Source organism: Methylobacterium sp. E-025 (genome assembly GCF_022829705.1).
Classification (GTDB): Bacteria; Pseudomonadota; Alphaproteobacteria; order Rhizobiales; family Beijerinckiaceae; genus Methylobacterium.
Genome location: NZ_JAKSYR010000179.1, coordinates 37,402 through 60,844, shown reverse-complemented (window position 1 = coordinate 60,844; position 23,443 = coordinate 37,402). Strand labels below are relative to the sequence as shown.

Sequence of the window (23,443 nt, the reverse complement as noted above, 5' to 3'; positions counted from 1 at the left end):
CGGCCCACGCTCGCCCCCCCGGTCATCGGAACAAGGACACCCGGATCCGATGCTGCTCTACATCCTCAAGCGCCTCGTCGCCGTGACGCCCGTGGCGTTCGGGGTCAGCCTGGTCTGCTTCCTGCTGGTCCACCTCGCGCCGGGCGATCCCCTCAGCGCGATTCTGCCGGCGGACGCGACGCAGGCGACCATCGACGAGATGCGCGCCGCCTACGGCTTCGACAAGCCGCTGCCGGTGCAGTACGCGATCTGGCTCTGGCACGTGCTGCACGGCGACCTCGGCGTCTCGATCGCCACCGGCCGGCCGGTGCTCGGCGAGGTCTCGCGCGCGGTGGTCAACAGCCTGATCCTCGCCTCGGTCGCGACGCTGATCGGCTTCACCTTCGGCACCCTGTTCGGGTTCGTCGCCGGCTATCACCGCAACTCGATCCTCGACCGGGTCGCCTCCGCGATCTCGGTCTTCGGCGTCTCGGTGCCGCATTACTGGCTCGGCATGGTGATGGTGATCGTGTTCTCGGCCAACCTCGGCTGGCTGCCGCCGACCGGCGCCGGGCCCGACGGCTCCGGCAACTGGCGGCCCGATCTCGAGCACCTGCGCTTCATCATCCTGCCCGCCGTCACGATGTCGGTGATCCCGATGGGCATCATCGCCCGCACCGTGCGGGCGCTGGTGGCCGACATCCTCGCCCAGGACTTCGTCGAGGCCTTGCGCGCCAAGGGCCTCGACGAGGTCGGCGTGTTCAAGCACGTGGTCCGCAACGCCGCGCCGACGGCGCTCGCGATCATGGGCCTGCAGCTCGGCTACCTGCTCGGCGGCTCGATCCTGATCGAGACGGTGTTCGCCTGGCCCGGCACCGGCTTCCTCCTGAACGCCGCGATCTTCCAGCGCGACCTGCCCCTGCTCCAGGGCTCGATCCTGGTGCTGGCGATGTTCTTCGTCGCCCTCAACCTCCTCGTGGACGTGATGCAGACCGCACTCGATCCGCGCATCGAGCGGGCCTGAGCCCGAGGAAAGCATGACGTCATGACCGCACCCGTCACCGCCGCCACCATGGCCCTCGACGGCGGCATCGCCCCCGCGGCGTCCGAGGTCGAGCCCGACGCCTTCGTCGCCTCCCGCGGCTACTGGGGCCATGTCGGCCATCGCCTCGTGCGCGACCCCGTGGCGATCGCCGCCGGATTGGTGATCCTCGCCATCGTCGTCGTCGCGATCCTGTCGCCGTGGATCACGCCGATGGACCCGTATCGCGGCTCGATGCTGCGCCGCCTGAAGCCGGTCGGCGACGCAACCTACTGGCTCGGCTCGGACGAGCTCGGCCGCGACATGCTGAGCCGCCTGATGGTCGGCGCGCGGCTGTCGCTGTTCATGGGCGTGACGCCGGTGCTGATCGCCTTCGTGATCGGGTCGTCGATCGGCATCGTCGCCGGCTACGTCGGCGGCTGGACCAACACGATCCTGATGCGCACCATCGACGTGTTCTTCGCCTTCCCCTCGGTGCTGCTCGCCATCGCGCTCTCGGGCGCGCTCGGCGCCGGCATCTTCAACGCCATCGTCTCGCTCACCTGCGTGTTCGTGCCCCAGATCGCGCGGATCTCCGAGAGCGTCACCACCGGCATCCGGGCGCGCGACTACATCGACGCGGCGAGGCTGTCGGGCGCCTCGGCGCTGACGATCATGCGGGTGCAGGTGCTGGGCAACGTGGTCGGGCCGATCTTCGTCTATTCCACCGGCCTGATCTCGGTCTCGATGATCCTGGCCTCGGGCCTGTCCTTCCTCGGCCTCGGCGTGCGCCCGCCGGAGCCCGAATGGGGCCTGATGCTCAACACGCTGCGCACCGCGATCTACGTCAACCCGACGGTGGCGGCGCTGCCGGGGCTGGCGATCTTCATCGTCTCGATCTCGTTCAACCTGTTCTCGGACGGCCTGCGCAGCGCCATGGAGATCCGCCAGTGATCCCCACGGCTCGGCACCGCCCCCCTCTCATCCGCCCGACGTCGGCGAGCGCGCCCGCGCGTCGCCGCCCACGGGGCGGATCGCCGTCGCGGCATCAGCGCCCAGGGCAACACTCATGAGCGTCATCGTCCAGCCCGCCGACCTCGCGACCGCTTCGCTACGCGACCGCGGCGGCCCGGCCCAGCCGCTCCTGTCGGTCTCCGGCCTCGTCAAGCACTTCCCGGTGCGCAAGGGCGTCGGCGGCAAGAAGTCGGTCGTGCGCGCCGTCGACGGCGTCGACTTCTCGGCGCTCAAGGGCGAGACCCTCGGAATCGTCGGCGAATCCGGCTGCGGCAAGTCGACGACGGCCAAGCTCCTGATGGGCCTGATCGAGCGCGACCAGGGCGAGATGCTGTTCGACGGCGAGGCGGTGGGCAGCCGCGCGATGCCGTGGCGGACCTATCGCCGCCAGGTGCAGATGGTGTTCCAGGACAGCTACGCCTCGCTCAACCCGCGGATGACGGTGGAGGCCTCGATCGCCTTCGGGCCGACGGTCAACGGGGTCGGCAGCCGCGAGGCGATCGAGCGTGCCCGCGGATTGCTGGCCCGCGTCGGCCTGGAGCCGAAGCGCTTCGCCGGCCGCTACCCGCACGAGCTGTCCGGCGGCCAGCGCCAGCGGGTCAACATCGCCCGCGCCCTCGCGCTGGAGCCGCGGCTGATCCTCCTCGACGAGGCGGTCTCGGCCCTCGACAAGTCGGTGGAGGCGCAGGTGCTCAACCTGCTCCTCGACCTCAAGGCGGAGTTCGGGCTGACCTACCTGTTCATCAGCCACGACCTCAACGTGGTGCGCTTCATCTGCGACCGGGTGATGGTGATGTATCTCGGCCGCGTCGCCGAGCTCGGCCCCTCGGACACGGTGCTGGCCGAGCCCGCCCACCCCTACACCCAGGCGCTGCTCGCCTCGATGCCGTCGCTCGATCCCGACAACCGCACCGAGGCCGCCCTGCTCACCGGCGATCCGCCGAACCCGATCGACCCGCCGGACGGCTGCCGCTTCCATCCGCGCTGCCGGCTCGCCGAGCCGGTCTGCTCCGGCGTGACGCCGCCGCTCGCCCCGATCGCGCCGCTGCATCAGGCCGCCTGCCTCGCGCGCCAGCCGGGCTCGGGCCATTCCCTTGCTCCCGCTGCCGAGCAGGTGGCGGCATGAGCGCGAAGTTGAGCGCGGACATGAACGCGTCGGCCCCCGCGGTCGAGCTCACCGACCTCAAGGTTGGCTTCGGCAAGGTCGAGGTGGTCGACGGGGTCGACCTGCGGCTCGAGCGCGGCCAGGCCATGGCGCTGATCGGCGAGTCGGGCTCGGGCAAGAGCGTGACGCTGCGCGCGATCCTGCGCCTCTTCCCGGAAGGGCGCAGCCGCACGCGGGGCGGGATCTCGGTGGCGGGCCGCGACGTGCTCGCGCTGTCGAAGCGCGAGCTGGCGGATTTCCGCGGGCACGTCGCCTCGATGATCTTCCAGGAGCCGCTGCTCGCCTTCGACCCGGTCTACACCGTCGGCCGCCAGATCACGGAAGCGATCCGCCGCCACGAAAAGATCGATGCGGCGGGAGCCCGGCAGCGGGCGCTCGCGCTGTTCGAGCGCGTCCGCATCCCGAGCCCGGAGCGGCGCCTCGACGCCTACCCGCACGAGATGTCCGGCGGGATGCGCCAGCGCGCGATGATCGCGCTGGCGCTCGCCTGCCGGCCGCAGGTGCTGCTTGCCGACGAGCCGACCACGGCGCTCGACGCCACGGTGCAGATTCAGATCCTGCTGCTGCTGCGCGAGCTGCAGCGCGATCTCGGCCTGTCGATCATCCTGGTGACGCACGACCTCGGCGCCGCCGTCGAGGTCGCCGACCGGATCTCGGTGATGTATGCCGGCCGCATCGTCGAGACCGGCACCGCGCACCAGGTCGTGCTCGATCCGCACCACCCCTACACGATCGGCCTGCTGCGCAGCCGCGCGGAGGGGGCGCTGGCCAAAGGCGCGCGGCTCCAGACGATCCCGGGGAGCCCGCCGGACCTCGCCAACCGCCCGGCCGGATGCCCGTTCGCCCCGCGCTGCTTCCTCGCGATCGACAAGTGCCGCGAGACGCCGCCCTCGCTCAGCGTCGGCGACGGGCACCTCGCCGCCTGCTGGCGCACGGAGGAGGCGTCGGCCGCCTACCGCGCCGGGCCGCAGCCGGTGCGGGCCGAGGCGGCGGCCTGAGGGGAAACGCGGACGATCGGCCCGATCAGGCCTTCTTCCGGCCGGAGGGACCAGACTCGGCGTCCTGCGAAGGCGGAAACGGCTGACCGGCTGCGACGGCGACCCCTCGGTCCGATCCCGTCCGCCGAGAAATACCCGCCTCACGCGCCGTATCGGCTTCCGCATGCGGACCTGCGCCTGGATCATCCACGATGCGGGCCAGCACGTCATGCATGCGGGTCTGCCAACCGGGACCGGTCGCTTTGTAGGCATCGAGCACACGGCGATCGATCCGAAGCGTGAGTTGCACCTTGGGCGACGCGGCCCGCGGGCGTCCGCCGCGGTTTCTCGGAAGCGCGGCGTAGATATCCGGAGGCAGCTCGCGAGCCGGTCTCAACGCGGCGAGTTCCACGTCCGTCAGGTCGGGGTTGTCGGAGACCTCATCCCAATCCGCCTGGGAAAATGCCGGCGCGTCTGTCTTGCGATCCGAGACGATCATGGACGGCCCTTTCCTTCGGATTGGCGTAGCGCAAACTCACCAGGGCGATGGCTTCCGCCCCCAATGGCGAGACGATCACGACGACGACCAACCGGTCCCGCCATCGACCGATGATCTTGTAGCGGATGCGGCCGGTGCGGCTCGGCTGCGCGGGCAGGTAGACAGCATCCTCGCCATCGAAAGCGGTCTCGAACTCGGCGAAGTCGAGCCCATGCTTGAGGAGGTTCGCCTGCCGCTTCGCCTCGTCCCAGACCGCCGTCACGGGTTTATGTAACTCCGAAAACCATGAGGGACAATCCGGTCGGCTCGTTGGTGCCGCATCGGTCGGTTGTCGAACCCTCTAAAGCCGGATTCGGGATGCTAGCACAGGCGCGCGGTGCGGATGGCAAGGCGCGGGCCACGTCGCCTCATCCCCCGCCGGCGGCCCACAGGGTCGTCGCCAGGCGCGTCACCGCCGGCGCGATGGCGCGCTCGGGCACGGCGGCGTAGCCGAGCAGCAGGCCCGGCTCGGCCGTCATCGGGTCGGCATGGTAGGCCGAGAGCGCCACGGCCGCGATGCCGGCCTGCGCCAGGGCGGCGACGGCCGCGGCGTCGCCGAGCCGGGGCGGCCAGTCCGGACCGGGGCGGGCGACGAGGTGCATCCCGCCCTCCAGCGGCGCGACCGCGAGCAGGCCCGCGGCCCGGTCGCGGGCGGCGTCGAGCAGGGCGGCCTGCCGCCCGGCATGGAGCTTCCGCGTCCGGCGCAGGTGGCGTCCGAGATGGCCCTCGTCGATGAAGCGGGCGAGCGCGCCCTGGCCGAGGCCGGAGGGCGCCGGCCCGGTCTCCGCGAGCGCCCGCTGGACCGGGCCGGCGAGCCCCTGCGGCAGCACGAGGTAGCTCAGCTGCAGCGCCGGCAGCAGCACCTTGGAGAAGCTGCCGGCGTAGATCACCCGTCCGGTCCGGTCGAGCGCCCGCAGCGGCGGCAGCGGCCGGCCGGCATAGCGGTACGTGCCGCCGTAATCGTCCTCGACGATCCAGGCGCTTGTGGCCTCGGCCCAAGCGAGCAGCGCCAGCCGGTTCTCGAGGCTCATGGCGTGGCCCAGCGGATAGTGATGCGCCGGGGTCACCACGGCGAGGCGCGCGCCCATGGCGGCGCCGGCCCGGTCGATCGCGAGGCCGCCCGGCCCGACCGGGACGGGGGCGGGGCGCAGGCCGGCCTCCGCCAGCGCCGACGCGATGCCGGGAAACCCCGGATCCTCGACCAGAGCCGTCTCGCCCGGATCGAGCAGCAGCTGGGCGAGCAGCCGCAGGCTCTGGCGGATGCCCGCCGTCACGATCACCTCGTCGGCCGTGCAGGCGACGCCGCGGGTGGCGGCGAGGTAGGCCGCGGTGGCGGCGCGCAGGCGCGGGTCGCCGAGGGGATGGGGCGGCGGGGCGCCGTCGCGCCACTCGGTCTGGAGCAGGCGCCCGAAGGTCGCGAACGGGAAGGCGTCGGCGGCCGGCCGCCCGAGGGCGAAGGCATCCGGCGCGACCGGCGCGGAGAACCACGCCCGCGCCGACGACGCCATCAGGGCCGTCCCGCGCCGCGACAGCACGGGCGGTGCCGGGAAGGACCCGGCGGCCTCGGGCGGGCTCGCGACGGCGAGGGTGTCGTCGGGGAGGATGGCGGCCACGCGGGTGCCGGAGCCCCCGCGGGCCGTCAGGTAGCCTTCGGCGACCAGCTGCTCCAGCGCGGCCAGCACGGTGCCGCGGGCGCATCCGAGATCCTCGGCCAGCGCCCGCGAGCCGGGGAGGCGGGCGCCGCGGGCGATCCGGCGTTCCAGGATCGCCCGGCGAAGCGCGTCGCCGATGCGCGCCTGCAGCGGCAGCGCCCCGCCGGGCGCGAGATCGAGCACGAGGGGGAGGGCGCTCGCGTCCCCGGGAGGGCTCGCCCCCGCCGTTTCCCTCTCCGGGTCCTTGCGCACGAAGTGGTCCAGTCGCTTGCGTGAAACCGGATCTTTTGCCTGGACCGGAGATCGGTCAAGCACGGGCCTCCACCGGTCCGGAGCGCCGCGATGTACCAGCCACCGCATTTCCGAGAGGACGACCTCGGGGCGCAGCATGCCCTGATCCGCGCCCATCCCCTCGGGCTCCTGGTCACCGCCGGTCCGGGGGGCCTGATGGCGAACCCGATCCCGTTCCTGATCGACGGCGCGGCGTCCGAACGGGGGACGCTGCGCGCGCACCTGGCGCGGGCCAACCCGCAATGGCGCGAGCTGGCGCAGGTCGCGGAATGCCTCGTGGTGTTCCAGGGTCCCCAGGGCTACGTCACCCCGTCCTGGTACGCGACCAAGCGCGAGACCGGGAAGGTGGTGCCGACCTGGAACTACGCCACCGTCCACGCCTGGGGTCGGCCGCTTGTGGTCGACGACCCCGACTGGCTCCGCCGCCAGATCGCCGAACTCACCGACCAGCGCGAGGCGTCGCGGCCCGAGCCCTGGTCGGTGGACGACGCGCCCAGACCCTTCACCGACGCGCAGGTGAAGGGCATCGTCGGGATCGAGATCCCGGTCGCGCGCATCGCCGGCAAGTGGAAGCTCAGCCAGAACCGGCCGGAGGCCGACCGCGCCGGCGTGGTCGCGGGTTTTCGCGCGGCGGGCGGCCGGGAGGATATGGCGGCGGACATGTCAGCACACATGGCCGACCTGGTGCAGGAACGGAGCGGACGATGAGCGCGCGCGAGAACAGCTTCGGCCAGCCGATCGGGCCGGCCCTGCCCGACTGGCGCCCGCGCCCGCTGCCGCCGCGGGAGGCGATGCAGGGACGCACCTGCCGGGTCGAGCCGCTCGATGCGGAGCGCCATGGCGCCGACCTGTTCTCGGCCTTCTCCGCGGCGCCGGACCGGCGGGGCTGGACCTATCTCGGCAACACCCTGCCGGAGACGGAGGGGGCCTACCGGGCCGAGCTGGCGGCGATGGCGGCCGGCGCCGACCCGCTGTTCCACGCGGTCGTCGATGCCGGCACCGGCCGGGCGGTCGGGATCGCGTCGTACCTGCGCATCGATCCGGCCAACGGCGTCATCGAGGTCGGGCACCTGCACTTCTCGGCCCTGCTGGCGCGGCGGCCCGCCGCGACCGAGGCCATGGCCCTGATGATGGCCCGCGCCTTCGACGAGCTCGGATACCGCCGCTACGAGTGGAAGTGCGACGCCCTCAACGCGCCCTCGCGCGCGGCGGCCCTGCGCTACGGCTTCACCTTCGAGGGCGTCTTCCGCAACGCCGTCGTGGTGAAGGGCCGCTCGCGCGACACCGCCTGGTTCTCGGTCACCGACGCCGAGTGGCCCCGGGTGAGGGCGGCGTTCGGGGCCTGGCTCGCCCCCGACAACTTTTTCGAAGACGGGCGGCAGCGGCGATCCCTCGCTGATCTGCGAGCGGGCTGATCCCGGCTCAGCCCCCCGCGCGGGCCGCCCTGACGAAGGCGGCGATGCGGTCGGGATCCTTCACGCCCGGGCCCGCCTCGACGCCCGAGGAGACGTCGACCGCGGTGGCGCCGGTGCGGGCGAGCGCCGCGGCGACGCTGACCGCGTCGAGGCCGCCCGACAGCATCCAGCCGGCGGGAAGGTCCGCCCCGGCGAGCAGATCCCAATCGAAGGCGCGGCCGTTGCCGCCGGGCAGCGCGGCTCCGGGCGGCGGCTTGGCGTCGAGGAGCAGGCGGTCGGCGACGGCGTAGGCCGCGATCCGATCGAGGTCGACGCGGGTCGCGACGCCGATGGCCTTCATCACCGGGCGGCCGGCGAGGCGGCGGATTTCGCCGACGCGCCCCGGGGTCTCGGAGCCGTGCAGCTGGATCAGGTCGGGATCGATCGCCTCCATCGCGGCGGCGAGCGCGGCATCGTCCGGATCGACCAGCAGCACGACGCGCTCGGCCCTGCCGCGGGCCTGCTCGGACAGGGCGCGGGCCGTGTCGAGGCCGACATGGCGCGGGCTCTTTTCGAACCGCACGAGGCCGATCCAGTCGGCCCCGGATTCCAGCGCGGCGGCCAGCGTCTCGGGCGTGCTCAGGCCGCAGATCTTGACGCGAATCGACATGGCCCGGGAACCGGAATCGCGCGTCAGCGCGGGGCCGGCAGCGCGGTCCGCCCCGGCAGCGTCAGGCCGGTGCCGGGCTCCGGCGGGGCGTAGGCCTTCAGCCGCTCGGTCTCGCCTTCGAGTCGGCGGATCTCGCGGCCGCGGTGGCGGACCTGGCGGCGCGCCTTGCCCTGCCCGAGCCAGGCGAAGATGCCGCCGACGACGATGCCGAGCGCCACGGCGCCGAACAGGATCGCGTAAAGGGGCAGCGTCACGCTGAACACCGGATCGGGCGAGAACGGATCGAGCGAGACGCGGACGGGATCGCGGTTGGCGACCGCGAGCAGGATCACCAGGACCGCGATGGGCAGCAGCACCAGACTCTTGAGGAAGCGGACCATCGATCTCTCCGAACCGTTCTTAACCGTGCTGCGGATGGCCCGAGGGGCCATCCGCGATCCGCCGCACCGGCGGCGACGCGGCCGCCCGGCATCCCGCGGCGCCCTACTCGGCCGCGGACTGGCTCTCGCCGATCCCGGCCGCGTTGAGGCGCAGGCGCATCTCCTTGCCGGTCTTGAACACGGGGATGGCCTTTTCCGACACGGCAACGGCCGCACCCGTGCGCGGGTTGCGCCCGCGGCGCGCATCCCGGCGCTTCACCGAGAACGCGCCGAAGCCGCGCAGCTCGACCCGGTCGCCCCGTGCCAGCGCGTCGGCGATCGTGTCGAGGATCGCGTTGACCAGCGTCTCGACGTCCCGCTGGTAGAGGTGCGGGTTCTGCTCGGCGATCTTGAGGACGAGCTCCGACTTGATCATGGCGTCTGGTCTTCTCGAAGTTCCGGGGCGCGAATCCTGATGGATCGCACCGATCAGGGCGCGGCGGACGGGCTCGGGCGCCACAGCACGAGCATGCCGCCCCGGGTGACGGCCCCCGCCTCGGCCCCGGCCTCGGCCAACCGGGCGGACAGGCCGTCGAGCCCGAGGAGGTCGGCACCGAGGCCGAGCGCCGAGAACAGGCCGAAGCCCTGGCCGGAAGCCGGCTTCCAGTCGGTCACCGGCAGGTTCTTGGGCACCTTGCGCGCGCTCTCGAGCCAGGCGATCGCCTGCCGCTCGCTGCCGAGCTCGTCCACGAGCTTCAGCGGCACGCTCTGGCGGCCGCTGAACACCCGGCCGTCGGAGACCGTGGCGACCTGGGCGCCGTCCATCCCGCGCCGCTCGGCCACGAGGTTCTTGAACCAGGCGTAGGTGTCGCCGACCACCGCCGCGAGGGCGGCGCGCGCCTCCGGCGAGGTCGGGGTGAAGCCCGACGGCTCGGCCTTGAGCGGCGAGGACTTCACCGATTCGACCTTCACGCCGACCTTGTCGAGCAGCCCCGACACGTCCGGATACTGGAACAGCACGCCGATCGAGCCAACGAGCGAGGTCTCGCGCGCGACGATGTGGTCGGCGGCGATCGCGGTGATGTAGGCGCCCGAGGCCGCGGTGCCGTCGACGAAGGCGACGATCGGCTTCTTCTCGGCCAGCGCCCGCAGGTTGCGGAACAGCTCCTCGGAGCCGGTGGTGGTGCCGCCGGGCGAGTTGATCGAGACCACCACGCCCTCGACGGCGGCGGATTCGCCGACCCGCTTCATCAGCTTGGCGGTGGCCTCGCTGCCGGAGATGAAGCCCGAGATCGAGATGCGGGCGATCTGCGGCTTCACCGCACCGAACAGCCCGTCCTCCGTTCCGGCGCGGACCCGCAGGCCGACCGCGCCGACGGCGACGACGAGGCCGCCGATGCCGACGACGCGCCACAGGGACAGCTTGCGGCGCAGCCGCCGCCGGTCGATCAGGAGTTCGGCGTCGGCTGCCATGCGATGGTCTGCTCCCTCACGGTCCCGGCCGCGCGGGCCGGCCGGTTCTCAGCCCACCCGCAGACCGATGCCCGGGGCAGGGCGCACGAGGCTCACGTGCCGCGACGCGGTCCGCACCTTAGGCAGCGGTACAGACCAAGTCCTTGGCAGGCTTGAGCTCGTGGGCGCCGGGCGGTTGCCCGCGAGCGGTGTTCTAGCCCTGCCGGACACGGACCGGCAAGGGGCGCAGGGGGCCAAAACCGCATCGCCTTGCGGTTGCGCCGCGCCTGTCATGGGCCGCCGGATCGTCTTGCCCCGCCAAACGAAAGGCCCGCGCCGGACGGGTGTCCGGCGCGGGCCTTCGATCGACCGGGACCTGACGGCCGCCCGGATGGACCGGGCGGCCGGCATGGACCGGACTACTTCTCCTCGACGTCGTCGCTGGTGCGGGCCTTCTTGAAGGCTGCACCGAGGATGTCGCCGAGCGAGGCACCCGAATCGGCGGAGCCGAACTGGGCCATCGCCTCCTTCTCCTCGGCGACTTCCAGCGCCTTGATCGACAGCTGGACGCGGCGCGCCTTGCGGTCGAACTGGATGACGCGGGCGTCGAACTTCTCGCCGGCGGCGAAGCGCTCGGGGCGCTGGTCGCCGCGGTCGCGGGCGAGCTCGGCGCGGCGGATGAAGGTCGACATGTCGGTGTCGACGATCTTCACCTCGATGCCCGAATCCTTCACCTCGACGACCTCGCAGGTGACGATCTGGCCCTTCTTGACGTCGCCGGCCTCCGCGAAGGGGTCGCCGCCGATCTGCTTGATGCCGAGCGAGATGCGCTCCTTCTCGACGTCGACGTCGAGAACCTGCGCCTTGACCATGTCGCCCTTCTTGAACTCCTCGATCACCTGCTCGCCGGGACGGTTCCAGTCGAGGTCCGACAGGTGGACCATGCCGTCGACGTCGCCTTCGAGGCCGATGAACAGGCCGAACTCGGTCTTGTTCTTGACCTCGCCCTCGACCTCGGAGCCGACGGGATGCTTCTCGTTGAAGGCCTCCCACGGGTTCTGCAGGGTCTGCTTGAGGCCGAGCGAGATGCGGCGCTTGACCGGATCGACCTCGAGGATCTGCACTTCCACTTCCTGCGAGGTGGAGACGATCTTGCCGGGATGGACGTTCTTCTTGGTCCAGCTCATCTCGGAGACGTGGATCAGGCCCTCGATCCCCGGCTCGAGCTCCACGAAGGCGCCGTAGTCGGTGATGTTGGTGACGCGGCCCTTGAGCTTGGCGTCGACCGGATAGCGCTGGGCGATGCCCTCCCACGGATCGGCGAGCAGCTGCTTGATGCCGAGCGAGATGCGGTGGGTCTCGTGGTTGATCTTGATGATCTTGACCTTGACCGTCTGGCCGATGGTCACGACCTCGGACGGATGGTTCACGCGGCGCCACGCCATGTCGGTGACGTGGAGCAGGCCGTCGATGCCGCCCAGATCCACGAACGCACCGTACTCGGTGATGTTCTTGACGACGCCGTCGATGACCTGCCCCTCCTCGAGGTTGGCCACCAGCTCGGAGCGCTGCTCGGCGCGGCTCTCCTCGAGGACGGTGCGGCGCGAGACGACGATGTTGCCGCGGCGGCGATCCATCTTGAGGATCTGGAACGGCTGCGGGGTGCCGAGCAGCGGGGTCACGTCGCGCACCGGGCGGATGTCGACCTGGGAGCGCGGCAGGAACGCCACGGCGCCGTCGAGGTCGACGGTGTAGCCGCCCTTGACCTGGTTGAAGATCGTGCCGGAGACGCGCTCGTTGGCCTCGAAGGCCTTCTCGAGCTTGACCCACGACTCCTCGCGGCGCGCCTTGTCGCGCGAGATGACGGCCTCGCCGAGCGCGTTCTCGATGCGGTCGACGTAGACCTCGACCTCGTCGCCGACGGCGAGGTCGCCCTCGCGGCCGGGGCCGTTGAATTCCTTGAGGGCGACGCGACCCTCGGTCTTGGCGCCGATGTCGATGACCGCGACGTCCTTCTCGATCGCGACGACGCGACCCTTGACGACGGAGCCTTCGGTGATCTCGTGTTGGAGGAACGATTCCTCGAGCAGCGCCGCGAAGTCGTCGCGGTAGGCGTCGCGCTGCAGAGCGGTACCAGCAGTCATTCTGTCTCCTGAACGGGCATCCCTCAAGGGATGCCCTCACGTCGGCGGCTCGTGTTGCGAACGCCCCCGTTGCCGCTGCCGCTCCGGATGGGGGAGCGACCGATCCGAAAATGGGATCGGCTTGCCGACGCGTTCGTACGGTGTCCGAGGGCGGTCGTCCCGGGGCGGCGCGGCGCAACACGAGAACACGCGCGTGCGGTCGGCCCGGAAGGACGCCGGCTCTCTACAGCAACGGGCCCTGAAGTTCAACAGAAACGGATGTCGGCACGAAAATGGGCCCGCTTCCTTCGAAGCAGGCCCACGCCTTCGGTCCGGAGACTTGAGCCCCCCCGGGTACGATCTAGTCTTCGTCGTCGTCCGCCGGGCGGACGCCCTTGAGCTTGGCGAAGACCGAATCGGCGTTGATCCGCTCCTCGCGGCCGCCGTGGCGGTGCTCGTCGGCCTCGGGCGCCTCGTCGCGGGTGGAGACCTCGGTCGGCAGGAGCGAGGCTCCCGAATCGGCGGCGAGCGCGGCCGGCCGGTCCTTGGCGGCGCGCTGGACCTCGAAGTCGAGGTCGATCTGGGTGCACAGGCCGAGCGTCACCGGGTCCATCGGCTGCAGCGAGCCGGAATTCCAGTGCGAGCGCTCGCGGATCTGCTGGATCGTCGACTTGGTGGTGCCCACGAGCCGGATCACCTGCGCGTCCTTCAGCTCGGGGTGGTTGCGCAGCAGCCAGAGGATCGCGTTCGGGCGGTCCTGGCGGCGCGACAGCGGGGTGTAGCGCGGCCCCTTGGTGGTGCGCTTGACCTCGGGCAGCTTCACCTTCGAGACCGCGACCTTGAGCTTGTAGGCCGGCGACTTCTGCGCCTTCTCGATCTCGTCGCGGGTGAGCTGGCCCGCGGTGATCGGATCGAAGCCCTTGATCCCGGCGGCGACCTCGCCGTCGGCGATGCCCTTCACCTCCAGCGGGTGCAGCTTGCAGAAATCGGCGATCTGCTCGAAGGCGAGCGAGGTGTTCTCGACCAGCCAGACGGCGGTCGCCTTGGGCATCAGCGGACCCTGGGTCATGTTTCGCACGGGCTCCAAAACCGACGCGTGGACGGACGGGGCCGGGCATCGGTCCGCAGGCTCCGGACCGCTCGATCCGAAAGTCCCGTCTCACGCATTCAAAAGGGGAATGACCTTGTATACGCGGGGCCGCCGGAGGGCGCAATCGACTCGACGGCCTGCGACCGGGCGATCGTCGGGCGGCGCCGGGTCGAAGAACCGGCCCCGGCCCTCCGGTCCGTCCGTGTCGGGCGAAGGGTTTCAGGGCGTTCGACCGTGGCCGGGCAAGCAACGCGAGGGGACACTACCCTGAATTGTAGTAATTCGGCGTCGAGAATTTCGGGGTTCCGCCGGAAGACTTGACTTCGCGTCGTTCTCATGACGTACCGCCCGCGATGCCCGTCCCCCTCCGCACCGTCCTGTTCCGCCTGCACTGGGCGCTCGGCCTCACCGCCGGTCTCGTCCTCGCCGTGGTCGGCGTCACCGGCGCGATGATGAGCTACGAGGAGGCCATCGTCGATCTCGCCAATGCCGACCGTGCGCGGATCGCGGTCCTGGACCGGCCGCATCTCGGCCCGGAGGCGCTGGTCGCGCGACTCGGCGCGCAGCGCCCGGGCCTCAGGGTGAGCACGCTGACGATCGCCGGCGACCCGGCGATCGTCCCCCGCGTGCGCTTCGCCGACGACACGTCCGGCGCGCGGCCGCCCTCGGTCTACCTCGATCCCTACGACGGCACGCTGCGCGGCGAGATCCGCGGCGAGGCGACCTTCGCGACGATCCGCGGCCTGCACCGGTGGCTGCTCCTGCCCGGGGAGGGCAGGGGCTGGGGTCGGACGATCACCGGGGCGGCGGCGGTGGCGCTGCTCGCGTTCCTCGCCACCGGCCTGTACCTGCGCTGGCCCAAGGTCCACGCCTGGCGGATCTGGCTGAGGCCGAGTCTGCGCCGGCCGGGGCGCCCGCGCTACTGGTCGCTCCACGCCGTCGCCGGCACCTGGCTGCTGCCGGTCTACGCCGTGATCGCGCTGACGGGGCTGTGGTGGTCCTACGAGCCGTACAGGTCGGCCGCGACCCGGCTCCTCACGGGCAAGGCGCCCGAGGCGCGCGCGGACCGCGCGGCCGGGCGCAAGGCGGGAGAGAGGCAAGGCGAGGCGAGCCCGGTCGGGAGCACCGAGAACCCGCTCGCCCTGGACAGGGCCTGGGCCGCGTTCCGGGCGGAGGAGGGCGCGTCGGCGGCGCTCGCGACCGTGACGCTGCCGGGGCGCGACGCGACGCGGATCCGCATCCGCTGGATCGCCGCGGCGTCCGACGCCCCGAAGGCGCGCAACGAATCGACCTTCGACGCCGCGACCGGCGCCCGCCTCTCGCGCGTGCGCTTCTCCGACGAGGCGCTCGGCCGGCAGATCGCCGAGTCCATGCTCGAGGTCCATCGCGGGCGCTTCTTCGGTGGGGTCTTCGCCCTGGTCTTCTGCCTCGCCGCGCTCATGATGCCGCTGCTCGCGATCACCGGCCTCGTGCTCTACGTCCTGCGCCGGCGTGCCGGGGCCGCGCGACGGTCGGCGCCGCGCGGCCCCGGTCTCGTCGCCGAACCGCGGCCTTGAGACGGGCCGGCGGAGGGAGTAGGTCTGAGGGCACCGGAGCCGTGCCCGGCATCATGCCTTCGCGACCTTGCCTTCGGGGGCTGCCCTGGTTTCCGTGAGACCGCCGACCACGCTGCCGCCGTTCGAGCCGGACCCCGCGGGCCCCCGCCCCCGCGTGAGCGCGCGCGGACGGCTGCGGACGTACTTCCTCACCGGCATCATCGTCGCGGGGCCGCTGGCGATCACCGCCTACATCACGTGGTGGATCATCACGCTGATCGACGGGTTCGTGAAGCCGCTGGTGCCGGCGAGCTACCTGCCGGACCATTACCTGCCGTTCTCGATCCCGGGGCTGGGCATGCTCATCGCCTTCGTGGCGGTGACCCTGCTCGGCTTCCTCACGGCGAACCTCGTCGGGCGCAGCGTGATCGAGTTCGGCGAGGTGCTGCTGGCGCGCACGCCCGTGATCTCGGGGCTCTACAAGGGCCTGCGGCAGATCTTCGAGACGCTGTTCTCCGCCAACGGAACCTCCTTCCGCACGGTCGGCCTCGTCGAGTTCCCGGTGAAGGGAACCTGGTCGGTGGTGTTCCTGTCGGCGCCGGCCGCGCCCGACGTCCAGGCGGCGCTTCCCGGCGGCAAGGGAGAAGCAGGGGAGGACGGCCGCAACGACTATGTCGGCGTGTTCCTGCCCTGCGCGCCGAACCCGACCACGGGGTTCTTCTTCTACCTGCCGCGCACCGACATCATCGAGGTCGGGATGAGCGTGGACGATGCGGCCAAGCTGGTGATGTCGGCCGGCGTCATCCAGCCGGACGATCCGCAGGCCCGGCTTCAGGCCATGGCCGCGACCCTGCGGACGGCGCAGGGGCTCGCGCCCGAGACGTCGCGGGAGACGCCGCCGGCAGGCGCCGCCCCGCGTCGCGAAACGGTCTGACTCAGGAGGCGCTGGCGGTGACGACGGTCTTCGGCGTCGCCGCGAGGCGGTTGCCGCTCATCCAGCCGGTCGAGGTCTCGGCGGCCAGCAGGAGCGCCAGGGCGAAGCAGAGGCCGTTGGCAGCGATCCAGAGGGGCCGCGCGGCCCGGCGAACCGCGATACCCACGTCGGAAGCCTGCTCGGAGGCGGCGTCGGAGATCGGCAGCAGCCAGGGCTCGTGAGCGAGGGACTGCCATCCCTCGGAAGACCCCGGCAGGCGTTGGAACGGTCCGGTCAGCATCGCTGTCCTCCATCTTTCCCGTGACGGCCTGAACGAATCAGCCTTTCATTCAGGTTCAGTTAAGATTGAAACATGGCCACTGCAAGGCATGCTCGGCAACGTGGGCCTCTCAACCGCGTCCGGGCCGATCGTGTTCCCTCCCCGGATCGATGATTTGCTCGCGGCGCCGGGATGCGCGCCCCGCTCTGTATCGCCCGCCCCGATCGAAGCCATTGCGCCGGGCGCCCCGTCCCTTATCTCGCCGGGCACGATCTCACGCGAGGAAGAGGCGACGACGATGCCGAAGGCGATACGCGTTCAGGATTACGGCGGCCCCGAGGTGATGGCCTACGAGGACGTGCCGACGCCGCAGCCCGGCCCCGGCCAGATCCGCATCCGCGCCGGCGCGATCGGCGTCAACTTCATCGACATCTACTTCCGCTCCGGCGCCTACAAGGCGGCACAGCTGCCGTTCACCCCGGGCAAGGAGGTCGCCGGGACCGTGACGGCGGTCGGCGAGGGCGTGACCGGGTTCTCGGTCGGCGACCGGGTCGCCACCGGATCGGGGGAGGGCACCTACGCCGAGGAGCCGCTGATCGCGGCCTCGGCCGCCGTGCACGTGCCGGACGGGATCGACGATTCGACCGCCGCCGGCATGATGCTGAAGGGGCTCACCGCCGAGTACCTGCTGCACCGGACCTATGCGGTGAAGCCGGGCGACACGATCCTGTGGCACGCGGCCGCCGGCGGCGTCGGCCTGATCGCCTGCCAATGGGCCAAGCACCTCGGCGCCACCGTCATCGGCACCGCCGGCTCGGCCGACAAGGCGGAGCTCGCCCGCGCCCACGGCTGCGACCACGTCATCCTCTACCGCGAAGAGGACGTGGCGGCCCGCGTCCGCGAGATCACCGACGGCAAGGGCGTCCCGGTGGTCTACGACGGCGTCGGCCAGGACACGCTGATGGGTTCGCTCGATTCGCTGGCCCCGCTCGGCCTGCTCGCGAGCTTCGGCTCCGCCTCCGGCCCGATCAAGGCGCTCGACCTCGGCCTGCTCGCCGCCAAGGGCTCGCTCTACGTGACGCGCCCGACCCTGTTCACCTACGCGAGCCGCCCGGAGATCCTGGCCGAGATGGCGAAGAACCTGTTCTCGGTGGTGCAGAGCGGGGCGGTCAGGATCCCGGTCAACCGGACCTACAAGCTGTCGGAGGCCCAGCAGGTCCACCGCGACCTCGCCGGCCGCGAGACCACCGGCTCGACGGTGATGGTCCCGTGATCCCGGGATCGCCGGGTCGGAGGATCCCGGGCGGACGCCGTTCCGCCGAAGCCGGGGGCTGCCCGTGACGGTCGGCGCGGCCGAGGCCCTGCTCGTCGTCGACGTGCAGCACGACTTCCTGCCCGGCGGCGCGCTCGCAGTGCCCGACGGCGACGCCGTCGTCGCGCCGATCCGGGCGCTGGCCGCGCGGTTCCGGACCCTGGTGCTGACGCAGGACTGGCACCCGGCCGGGCACGTCTCGTTCGCGAGCGCGCATCCGGGCCGGGCGCCGTTCGAGACGGTGCGGCTGGCCTACGGCGAGCAGGTGCTGTGGCCTGACCACTGCGTGCAGGGCAGCGCCGGGGCGGCGCTCGCCCCCGGCCTCGACCTGCCCGGCGCCGCCCTCGTCCTGCGGAAGGGCCTGAGCCCCGGAGTCGACAGCTACTCGGCCTTCGTCGAGGCCGACGGGACGCCGACGGGGCTCGCCGGCTACCTGCGCGAGCGCGGCGTCCGGCGCGTGGTCCTGTGCGGGCTCGCCACCGATTACTGCGTCGCCTGGAGCGCCCTCGATGCGCGCGCGGCAGGCTTCGAGGCCGCCGTCGTCGCGGACGCGACACGGGCGATCGACCAGGGCGGATCGCTCGCCGCCGCCTGGGCACGGATGGAAGCCGCCGGAATCGGCAGGGCGACGAGCGCCGACGTCACGGGATCGTAGGCCCCGAAGGCGCTCGGAGCCTCGGACGGCGCGCGTCCCGAAACGGTCAGTTCGCGGTGCGGTCGCGCATGCGGTAGGTGCCGCCGGGGTCGCGCTCGAACATCTCCGGGATGCCGGCGTGGCGCAGGCTCTCGCCCGAGGTGTCGGGCACCAGGTTCTGCTCGGACACGTAGGCGACGTACTCGGTCTCGGCGTTCTCGGCGAGCAGGTGGTAGAACGGCTGGTCCTTGCGCGGACGCGCCTCCTCGGGGATCGCCAGCCACCAATCCTCGGTGTTGTCGAACACCGGGTCGACATCGAACACGATGCCGCGGAACGGGTAGATCCGGTGGCGCACCACCGCGCCGATCCCGAACTTGGCGATGCGCAGTCTCGATTCGGTCGGTCGCGGGTCGGTCATGGCCTGATCCATCATGACGGATCAGATAGGCGCGGATGGCGGGCTTGTCACCGGGTTCCGGGGGCGGTGCATCGGAACCGACCCGCGTCGCGGGTCGCCCGCGCCCGTGCGGCCGGCGTGATCGAGGCGAGCCTCACCCGCCGGCGGGGAGGGCGATCCCGAGCTCGGCGGCGATCCTGCGTGCGGTCGCCTCCCGCCGCGCGGTGATCTCGGCGACGCCGGTGCGCGCCCGCTCGAGGATCGCGGCCGGGGCGGTCCGCGGCGTGCCGCTGTCGAAGGGCGGCTCGGGGGCGTATTCCATGCCGAGCTGGATCGCCTGGGCGACCTCCGGGCCGCGCAGCTCGGCCGCAAGCTGCAGCGCGCCGTCGATGCCCGCGGTGACGCCGGCCGCGAACACCCACGACCCGTCGACCACGACGCGCCGGTCGACGGGCTGCGCGCCGAAATACGGCAGCAGCGCGAAGGCGCTCCAATGCGTCGTCGCCCGGCGCCCCCTCAGCAGCCCGGCACCGCCGAGGAGCAGGGCGCCGGTGCAGACCGAGAAGACGTGCCCGGCTCCCCCCGCCTGCCGCCGGATCCAGCCGAGCACGGCCTCGTCCCGCATCAGCGCCTCCTGGCCGAAGCCGCCGGGCACGTGCAGCACGTCGAGCTGCGGCGCATCGGCCAAGGCCGCGTCGGGGGTGAGCCGCAGGCCGCGGACGTCGCGCACGCTCTCGGGGGTCGGGGCGTAGATCCGGTAGGTCGCGTTCGGGATGCGGGACAGCACCTCGAACGGGCCGGTGAGGTCGATCTGGTCCAGCCCCTCGAACAGGAGCGAGCCGATCTGCAGGTGGGTCTCGGGGGGGATCATCGCGGGGTCTCCGTGGTGGACAGGGACACCCTAAAGCCTCAAGATCTGGCCGGGATGCCAGACGACCCTCGTTTCCAGCCAGATGCCGCTCGAACCCATACCGTTCGAACCCATGCCGGATCGCCCCGCATCGTCGAGGTGCTGGCCTTTCCGTCCGTGCAACTGCTCGACGTGGCCGGTCCGCTGCAGGTCTTCGCGACGGCCAACGAGCAGGCACGGGGCTCGCGGCCCTACGCGCCGCGTGTGGTCGGCTGGGGCGACGGCGCGCTGACCTCGTCCGCGGGCCTGCGGCTGGCGGTCGACCCCCTGCCCGACCGCGACGCCCCGCTCGACACGCTGATCGTCGCCGGCGGCCCCGGCGTCGTCGCGGCCTCGGCCGACGCGGACCTCGTCGACTGGATGCGGGCGCGGGCGGCGCGGGCGCGGCGGGTCGCCTCGGTCTGCACCGGCGCCTTCCTGCTCGGGGCGGCAGGGCTCCTCGACGGGCGCCGGGCGGCCACCCACTGGGCCCATTGCGAGCGGCTCGCCGAACTCTATCCGCTGGCGCGCGTCGAGCCGGACCCGATCTTCGTGCAGGACGGCCCGGTCTGGTCCTCGGCGGGGATCACCGCCGGCATCGACCTGGCGCTGGCGCTGGTGGAACAGGATCTCGGCCGTGCGCTGGCGCTCGGCGTCGCCCGCCATCTCGTGATGTTCCTCAAGCGCCCCGGCGGGCAGGCGCAGTTCAGCGCGGCGCTCGCGCTCCAGGCCGGCGACGACCGGTTCGACGCCCTCCATGCCTGGATCCGGGAGAACCTGGCCGGCGACCTCTCGCTTCCGGCGCTGGCGGCGGTGGCGGGCATGAGCGAGCGCAGCCTCGGCCGGCACTACCGCGCGGCGACCGGGCTGACGCCGGCCAAGGGGGTGGAGCGCCTGCGGGTGGAGGCGGCGCAACGGGCGCTGTCCGAGACCAGGCGCCCGGTGAAGCGCATCGCGCAGGCCTGCGGCTTCGGCTCGGAGGAAACCATGCGCCGCAGCTTCCTGCGGCTCGTCGCTGCGCTGCCGCAGGATTACCGAAGCCGGTTCGGGCCGTGACGGCTCATGCCGGACCTCATGGGCGAGAACCCGTGAGGTCCGGCGGAGAGCCGCCGCCCCGCGGTCGCGGGGGCCAAGCCTCGATGCGTCGGGCTCATCGAGGTCTGGTCATCAGCCGAGCTTGTACACCGCGGCCAGCTCCGGGTCCTTGGCCGCCACGAGCTTGGCCAGGTCGACGATGACCTTGGCCTGCTTCCAGGTGGCGTCATCCTGCATCTTGCCGTCGAGCATCACCGCGCCGGTGCCGTCGGGCATCGCCGCGACGATGCGGGCGGCGAAGGCCACCTCGTCCGGATCGGGGGCGAAGACGCGCTTGGCGATGGCGACCTGGTTCGGATGCAGCGTCCAGGCGCCGGCGCAGCCCATGAGGAAGGCGTTGCGGAACTGGACCTCGCAGGCCGGGCCGTCGGAGAAGTCGCCGAACGGGCCGTAGAAGGCCTTGATGCCGTTGGCCATGCAGGCGTCGACCATCTTCGCGATGGTGTAGTGCCAGAGGTCCTGCTGGGCGGAGGCGCGGGCGACGCCCTCGCCGGCCGGGTCGGCGATCACGCGGTATTCCGGGTGGCCGCCGCCGACGCGGGTGGTCTTCATGCCGCGGGACGCCGCCAGGTCGGCGGGGCCGAGGCTCATGCCGTGCATGCGGGGCGACGCGCAGGCGATGGCGTCGACGTTGGCGACGCCTTCGGCCGTCTCCAGGATCGCGTGGATCAGGATCGGCTTCGTCACGCCGTGGCGCGCCTCGAGCTGGGCGAGCAGCTGGTCGACGTAGTGGATGTCCCACGGGCCCTCGACCTTGGGAATCATCACTACGTCGAGCTTCGAGCCGACGGCGGCCACGAGCTCGAACAGGTCGTCGAGAAACCACGGCGAGTTCAGCGCATTGATGCGGCTCCACAGGCCGGTGCCGGTCGCCGAGAAGTCGGTCGCCTGCGCCATCTGGACGAAGCCCTTCCGGGCCGCCTCCTTCTGGTCCATCGGCACCGCGTCCTCGAGGTTGCCGAGCACGACGTCGACGGTCGGCGCGAGCTCCGGCACGCGGGCGCGGACCTTGTCGTTGTGGGGCGGCACGAAGTGGATCATCCGCTCCAGCCGCACCGGCAGCTCGCGGAAGGGCTCGGGCGCGCCGGCGGCGAGCGGCTGGAAGAAGCGGCGCGGCAGTTTCATGGAAGAACCTCGTTGCAGGTCGGCTTGCCGAGTCGGCGTGACGGACCGGTTCGTCCGGTTAGTGCAAGCACAGGCCCGGCGTAAAGCGATCCGCGTGGCAAGCGTCATGGTGCGCTGCCGCACGAATGGCGCGGCCGGCTCGGTGGTCGTGCCCGGTTGCGGGAACACGGCGGACGGCGCAGCGTTTTCGAACCGAGGCGGGTCAATCGGTATCGGGAAACGGGCTATGCCCTCTTCGAAGACGCGTCAGCTCGCGCTTTGCGCGACGATCCTTGCACTTGGAATCGGTGCGCCTGACCTTTCCCGTGCCGGATCGGATACTGCCAAACGCACCGAGCGCACGGCGTTCACCGCCGGCGAGATCGCGACGGCGCGTCCTGCCGCCCTAAAGGGCGCGATCCGCATCGCCGGCGACGACGGGCAGGCCTTCCAGGCGCTGATCGACGGGGCGTCCGCGGCGGCCGACCCCTGGCTCGTGCTGTCCGGCGGCGGCGAGAACGGCGCCTTCGCCGCGGGCCTCCTCTCCGGCTGGAGCGCGAGCGGGCGCCGCCCGGCCTTCGGCGTGATCACCGGCGTCTCGACGGGCGCCCTGATCGCCCCCTTCGCCTTCATCGGTGCCGCCGGCGATGCCGCCCTGCGCGAGGCCTACACCACGGTCTCGGCGGCGGACGTGTTCGAGTTCGGCGGCTCCGCCGAGGCCCTGACCGACACCTGGCCGCTCAAGCGCCGGATCGAGAAGGCGGTGACGCCGCGCCTGCTCAAGGCGATCGCCGCCGAGCACGCCAAGGGCCGGCGCCTGCTGGTCGCCACCACCGAGCTCGACACCGAGCGCCCTGTGCTGTGGGACATGGGCGCGATCGCGACGATCGGCGACGACAAGGCGCTGAACCTGTTCCGGTCGATCGTGCTGGCCTCGTCCGCCGTGCCGGGCGTGTTCCCGCCCGTCTCGATCGACTCGACGACCGTCGACGGCAAGACGAACCAGGGCAAGACGATCCAGGAGATGCACGTCGACGGCGGCACCACGGCGCCGTTCTTCCTCGCGCCGAAGCCGGCGCTGATCGCGGCGCAGACGGGTGCCGGCGGGGTCAGGATCCCGGCCCGGACGGTCTACCTCGTCGTCAACAACAAGCTCGCGCCGTACTTCCAGATGGCGACGCACACGACCCTCTCGGTGCTCGGCCGGGCGATGTCGTCGGCGATCAAGGCGCAGACGCGCGACGCCCTGGCGCTCGCCGACGCCTTCGCCCGCCGCGAATCCATCGACCTGAAGGTCGCCGAGATCGACGACCGCTTCACCGACACCTCGCCGGCCCCGTTCGACCAGCGCTACATGAAGGCGCTGTTCGCCCACGCGGAGAAGCTCGGCCAGGAGGGCACGGCCTTCGGCGGACCGGAGGCGCTGGCCGAGGGCTCGTCGAACCTGCCGACCGGCTCGCTCGGCGCGCTGCATCCGAAGGCCCCGCAGCCGGCGACGCCGCGCCTGGACGCATCGCGACCGGACGCATCGCAGGCCCTGGCGACGCGCTGAGCGG

25 protein-coding genes are annotated in these 23,443 nt (G+C 71.9%); 12 read left to right on the top strand and 13 right to left on the bottom strand.

The genetic code is table 11. The features are described from left to right. Window positions 1–49 precede the first annotated feature (49 nt). The 4 genes from MKK64_RS25875 (at window position 50) to MKK64_RS25860 (ending at window position 4,177) form a co-directional block, all read left to right on the top strand. Window positions 50–1,003 carry an ABC transporter permease gene (locus tag MKK64_RS25875; protein WP_147727495.1) on the top strand — a complete coding sequence of 318 codons (954 nt, stop codon included), beginning with the start codon at window positions 50–52 and terminating at the stop codon, window positions 1,001–1,003. Window positions 1,004–1,024: 21 nt separating this feature from the next. Then, the gene (locus tag MKK64_RS25870; RefSeq protein WP_147727494.1) at window positions 1,025–1,954 is read left to right on the top strand and encodes an ABC transporter permease; all 930 of its coding nucleotides are present in this window, start codon (window positions 1,025–1,027) and stop codon (window positions 1,952–1,954) included. 115 nt (window positions 1,955–2,069) lie between these two features. Further along, window positions 2,070–3,140, top strand: coding sequence for an ABC transporter ATP-binding protein (locus MKK64_RS25865; RefSeq protein WP_147727493.1), 1,071 nt, complete (start codon window positions 2,070–2,072; stop codon window positions 3,138–3,140). Window positions 3,141–3,160: 20 nt separating this feature from the next. After that, window positions 3,161–4,177, top strand: coding sequence for an ABC transporter ATP-binding protein (locus tag MKK64_RS25860; protein WP_243938530.1), 1,017 nt, complete (start codon window positions 3,161–3,163; stop codon window positions 4,175–4,177). 25 nt (window positions 4,178–4,202) lie between these two features. Here the strand turns inward: MKK64_RS25860 and MKK64_RS25855 are convergent, their stop codons facing one another. The 3 genes from MKK64_RS25855 to MKK64_RS25845 all read right to left on the bottom strand — a co-directional run bounded on the left by MKK64_RS25855 (window position 4,203) and on the right by MKK64_RS25845 (window position 6,529). After that, window positions 4,203–4,655 (bottom strand): BrnA antitoxin family protein, encoded by a 453-nt coding sequence (locus tag MKK64_RS25855; protein ID WP_147842971.1) that lies wholly within the window; start codon window positions 4,653–4,655, stop codon window positions 4,203–4,205. Further along, window positions 4,597–4,917: a BrnT family toxin gene (locus MKK64_RS25850; protein WP_243938490.1), complete on the bottom strand. Its 321-nt coding sequence runs from the start codon at window positions 4,915–4,917 to the stop codon at window positions 4,597–4,599. The genes MKK64_RS25855 and MKK64_RS25850 overlap by 59 nt, the downstream gene beginning before the upstream one ends. A 145-nt stretch (window positions 4,918–5,062) precedes the next feature. Then, entirely contained in the window at window positions 5,063–6,529 is a 1,467-nt protein-coding gene (locus MKK64_RS25845) for a PLP-dependent aminotransferase family protein (protein WP_243938488.1), read from the bottom strand. 159 nt (window positions 6,530–6,688) lie between these two features. On the opposite strand from MKK64_RS25845, the gene MKK64_RS25840 reads away from it, so the two are divergent. Next, window positions 6,689–7,345, top strand: a complete 657-nt coding sequence (locus tag MKK64_RS25840; protein WP_147842391.1) for an FMN-binding negative transcriptional regulator — start codon at window positions 6,689–6,691, stop codon at window positions 7,343–7,345. After that, a complete protein-coding gene (locus MKK64_RS25835; protein WP_147727597.1) occupies window positions 7,342–8,052 on the top strand; it encodes a GNAT family N-acetyltransferase in 711 nt (236 codons plus the stop codon). The genes MKK64_RS25840 and MKK64_RS25835 overlap by 4 nt, the downstream gene beginning before the upstream one ends. 7 nt (window positions 8,053–8,059) lie before the next feature. Here the strand turns inward: MKK64_RS25835 and MKK64_RS25830 are convergent, their stop codons facing one another. From MKK64_RS25830 to MKK64_RS25805, 6 genes are all read right to left on the bottom strand, one after another. Next, window positions 8,060–8,701, bottom strand: coding sequence for a phosphoribosylanthranilate isomerase (locus MKK64_RS25830; protein WP_243938486.1), 642 nt, complete (start codon window positions 8,699–8,701; stop codon window positions 8,060–8,062). Between the two features lie 23 nt (window positions 8,702–8,724). Continuing rightward, the gene (locus tag MKK64_RS25825; protein ID WP_243938484.1) at window positions 8,725–9,081 is read right to left on the bottom strand and encodes a lipopolysaccharide assembly LapA domain-containing protein; all 357 of its coding nucleotides are present in this window, start codon (window positions 9,079–9,081) and stop codon (window positions 8,725–8,727) included. Between the two features lie 103 nt (window positions 9,082–9,184). Beyond that, a complete protein-coding gene (gene ihfB / locus MKK64_RS25820; protein WP_147727600.1) occupies window positions 9,185–9,496 on the bottom strand; it encodes an integration host factor subunit beta in 312 nt (103 codons plus the stop codon). A 53-nt stretch (window positions 9,497–9,549) separates the two neighbouring features. Further along, entirely contained in the window at window positions 9,550–10,533 is a 984-nt protein-coding gene (gene sppA, locus MKK64_RS25815; RefSeq protein WP_243938425.1) for a signal peptide peptidase SppA, read from the bottom strand. Window positions 10,534–10,931: 398 nt separating this feature from the next. Then, the gene (gene rpsA / locus MKK64_RS25810; RefSeq protein WP_243938481.1) at window positions 10,932–12,656 is read right to left on the bottom strand and encodes a 30S ribosomal protein S1; all 1,725 of its coding nucleotides are present in this window, start codon (window positions 12,654–12,656) and stop codon (window positions 10,932–10,934) included. Between the two features lie 340 nt (window positions 12,657–12,996). Continuing rightward, the gene (locus MKK64_RS25805) at window positions 12,997–13,704 is read right to left on the bottom strand and encodes a DUF1013 domain-containing protein (RefSeq protein WP_147727603.1); all 708 of its coding nucleotides are present in this window, start codon (window positions 13,702–13,704) and stop codon (window positions 12,997–12,999) included. Window positions 13,705–14,078: 374 nt separating this feature from the next. On the opposite strand from MKK64_RS25805, the gene MKK64_RS25800 reads away from it, so the two are divergent. Both MKK64_RS25800 and MKK64_RS25795 read left to right on the top strand, forming a co-directional pair. Beyond that, window positions 14,079–15,281 carry a PepSY-associated TM helix domain-containing protein gene (locus tag MKK64_RS25800; protein WP_243938427.1) on the top strand — a complete coding sequence of 401 codons (1,203 nt, stop codon included), beginning with the start codon at window positions 14,079–14,081 and terminating at the stop codon, window positions 15,279–15,281. A 94-nt stretch (window positions 15,282–15,375) separates the two neighbouring features. Beyond that, window positions 15,376–16,194 (top strand): DUF502 domain-containing protein, encoded by an 819-nt coding sequence (locus tag MKK64_RS25795; RefSeq protein ID WP_243938479.1) that lies wholly within the window; start codon window positions 15,376–15,378, stop codon window positions 16,192–16,194. Between the two features lies 1 nt (window position 16,195). Here the strand turns inward: MKK64_RS25795 and MKK64_RS25790 are convergent, their stop codons facing one another. After that, window positions 16,196–16,474 (bottom strand): hypothetical protein, encoded by a 279-nt coding sequence (locus tag MKK64_RS25790; protein WP_243938477.1) that lies wholly within the window; start codon window positions 16,472–16,474, stop codon window positions 16,196–16,198. A 277-nt stretch (window positions 16,475–16,751) separates the two neighbouring features. Between MKK64_RS25790 and MKK64_RS25785 the strand changes: the two genes are divergently transcribed. Together MKK64_RS25785 and MKK64_RS25780 are read left to right on the top strand one after the other, a co-directional pair. After that, window positions 16,752–17,726 carry a quinone oxidoreductase family protein gene (locus MKK64_RS25785; protein WP_243938475.1) on the top strand — a complete coding sequence of 325 codons (975 nt, stop codon included), beginning with the start codon at window positions 16,752–16,754 and terminating at the stop codon, window positions 17,724–17,726. A 64-nt stretch (window positions 17,727–17,790) separates the two neighbouring features. Beyond that, window positions 17,791–18,420 carry a nicotinamidase gene (locus MKK64_RS25780; RefSeq protein ID WP_147728589.1) on the top strand — a complete coding sequence of 210 codons (630 nt, stop codon included), beginning with the start codon at window positions 17,791–17,793 and terminating at the stop codon, window positions 18,418–18,420. A 46-nt stretch (window positions 18,421–18,466) separates the two neighbouring features. Here the strand turns inward: MKK64_RS25780 and hspQ are convergent, their stop codons facing one another. Both hspQ and MKK64_RS25770 read right to left on the bottom strand, forming a co-directional pair. Further along, window positions 18,467–18,820: a heat shock protein HspQ gene (gene hspQ / locus MKK64_RS25775; RefSeq protein WP_147728590.1), complete on the bottom strand. Its 354-nt coding sequence runs from the start codon at window positions 18,818–18,820 to the stop codon at window positions 18,467–18,469. Window positions 18,821–18,953: 133 nt separating this feature from the next. Next, a complete protein-coding gene (locus MKK64_RS25770; protein ID WP_243938474.1) occupies window positions 18,954–19,670 on the bottom strand; it encodes a DJ-1/PfpI family protein in 717 nt (238 codons plus the stop codon). A 54-nt stretch (window positions 19,671–19,724) separates the two neighbouring features. On the opposite strand from MKK64_RS25770, the gene MKK64_RS25765 reads away from it, so the two are divergent. After that, window positions 19,725–20,744, top strand: a complete 1,020-nt coding sequence (locus MKK64_RS25765) for a GlxA family transcriptional regulator (RefSeq protein WP_243938437.1) — start codon at window positions 19,725–19,727, stop codon at window positions 20,742–20,744. Between the two features lie 111 nt (window positions 20,745–20,855). On the opposite strand, the gene MKK64_RS25760 is transcribed toward MKK64_RS25765, so the two are convergent. Then, window positions 20,856–21,908: an HpcH/HpaI aldolase/citrate lyase family protein gene (locus MKK64_RS25760; RefSeq protein ID WP_243938472.1), complete on the bottom strand. Its 1,053-nt coding sequence runs from the start codon at window positions 21,906–21,908 to the stop codon at window positions 20,856–20,858. A 226-nt stretch (window positions 21,909–22,134) separates the two neighbouring features. Here MKK64_RS25760 and MKK64_RS25755 point away from each other — a divergent pair, with 226 nt between their 5' ends. Then, the gene (locus MKK64_RS25755) at window positions 22,135–23,439 is read left to right on the top strand and encodes a patatin-like phospholipase family protein (RefSeq protein ID WP_243938470.1); all 1,305 of its coding nucleotides are present in this window, start codon (window positions 22,135–22,137) and stop codon (window positions 23,437–23,439) included. Window positions 23,440–23,443 lie beyond the last annotated feature (4 nt).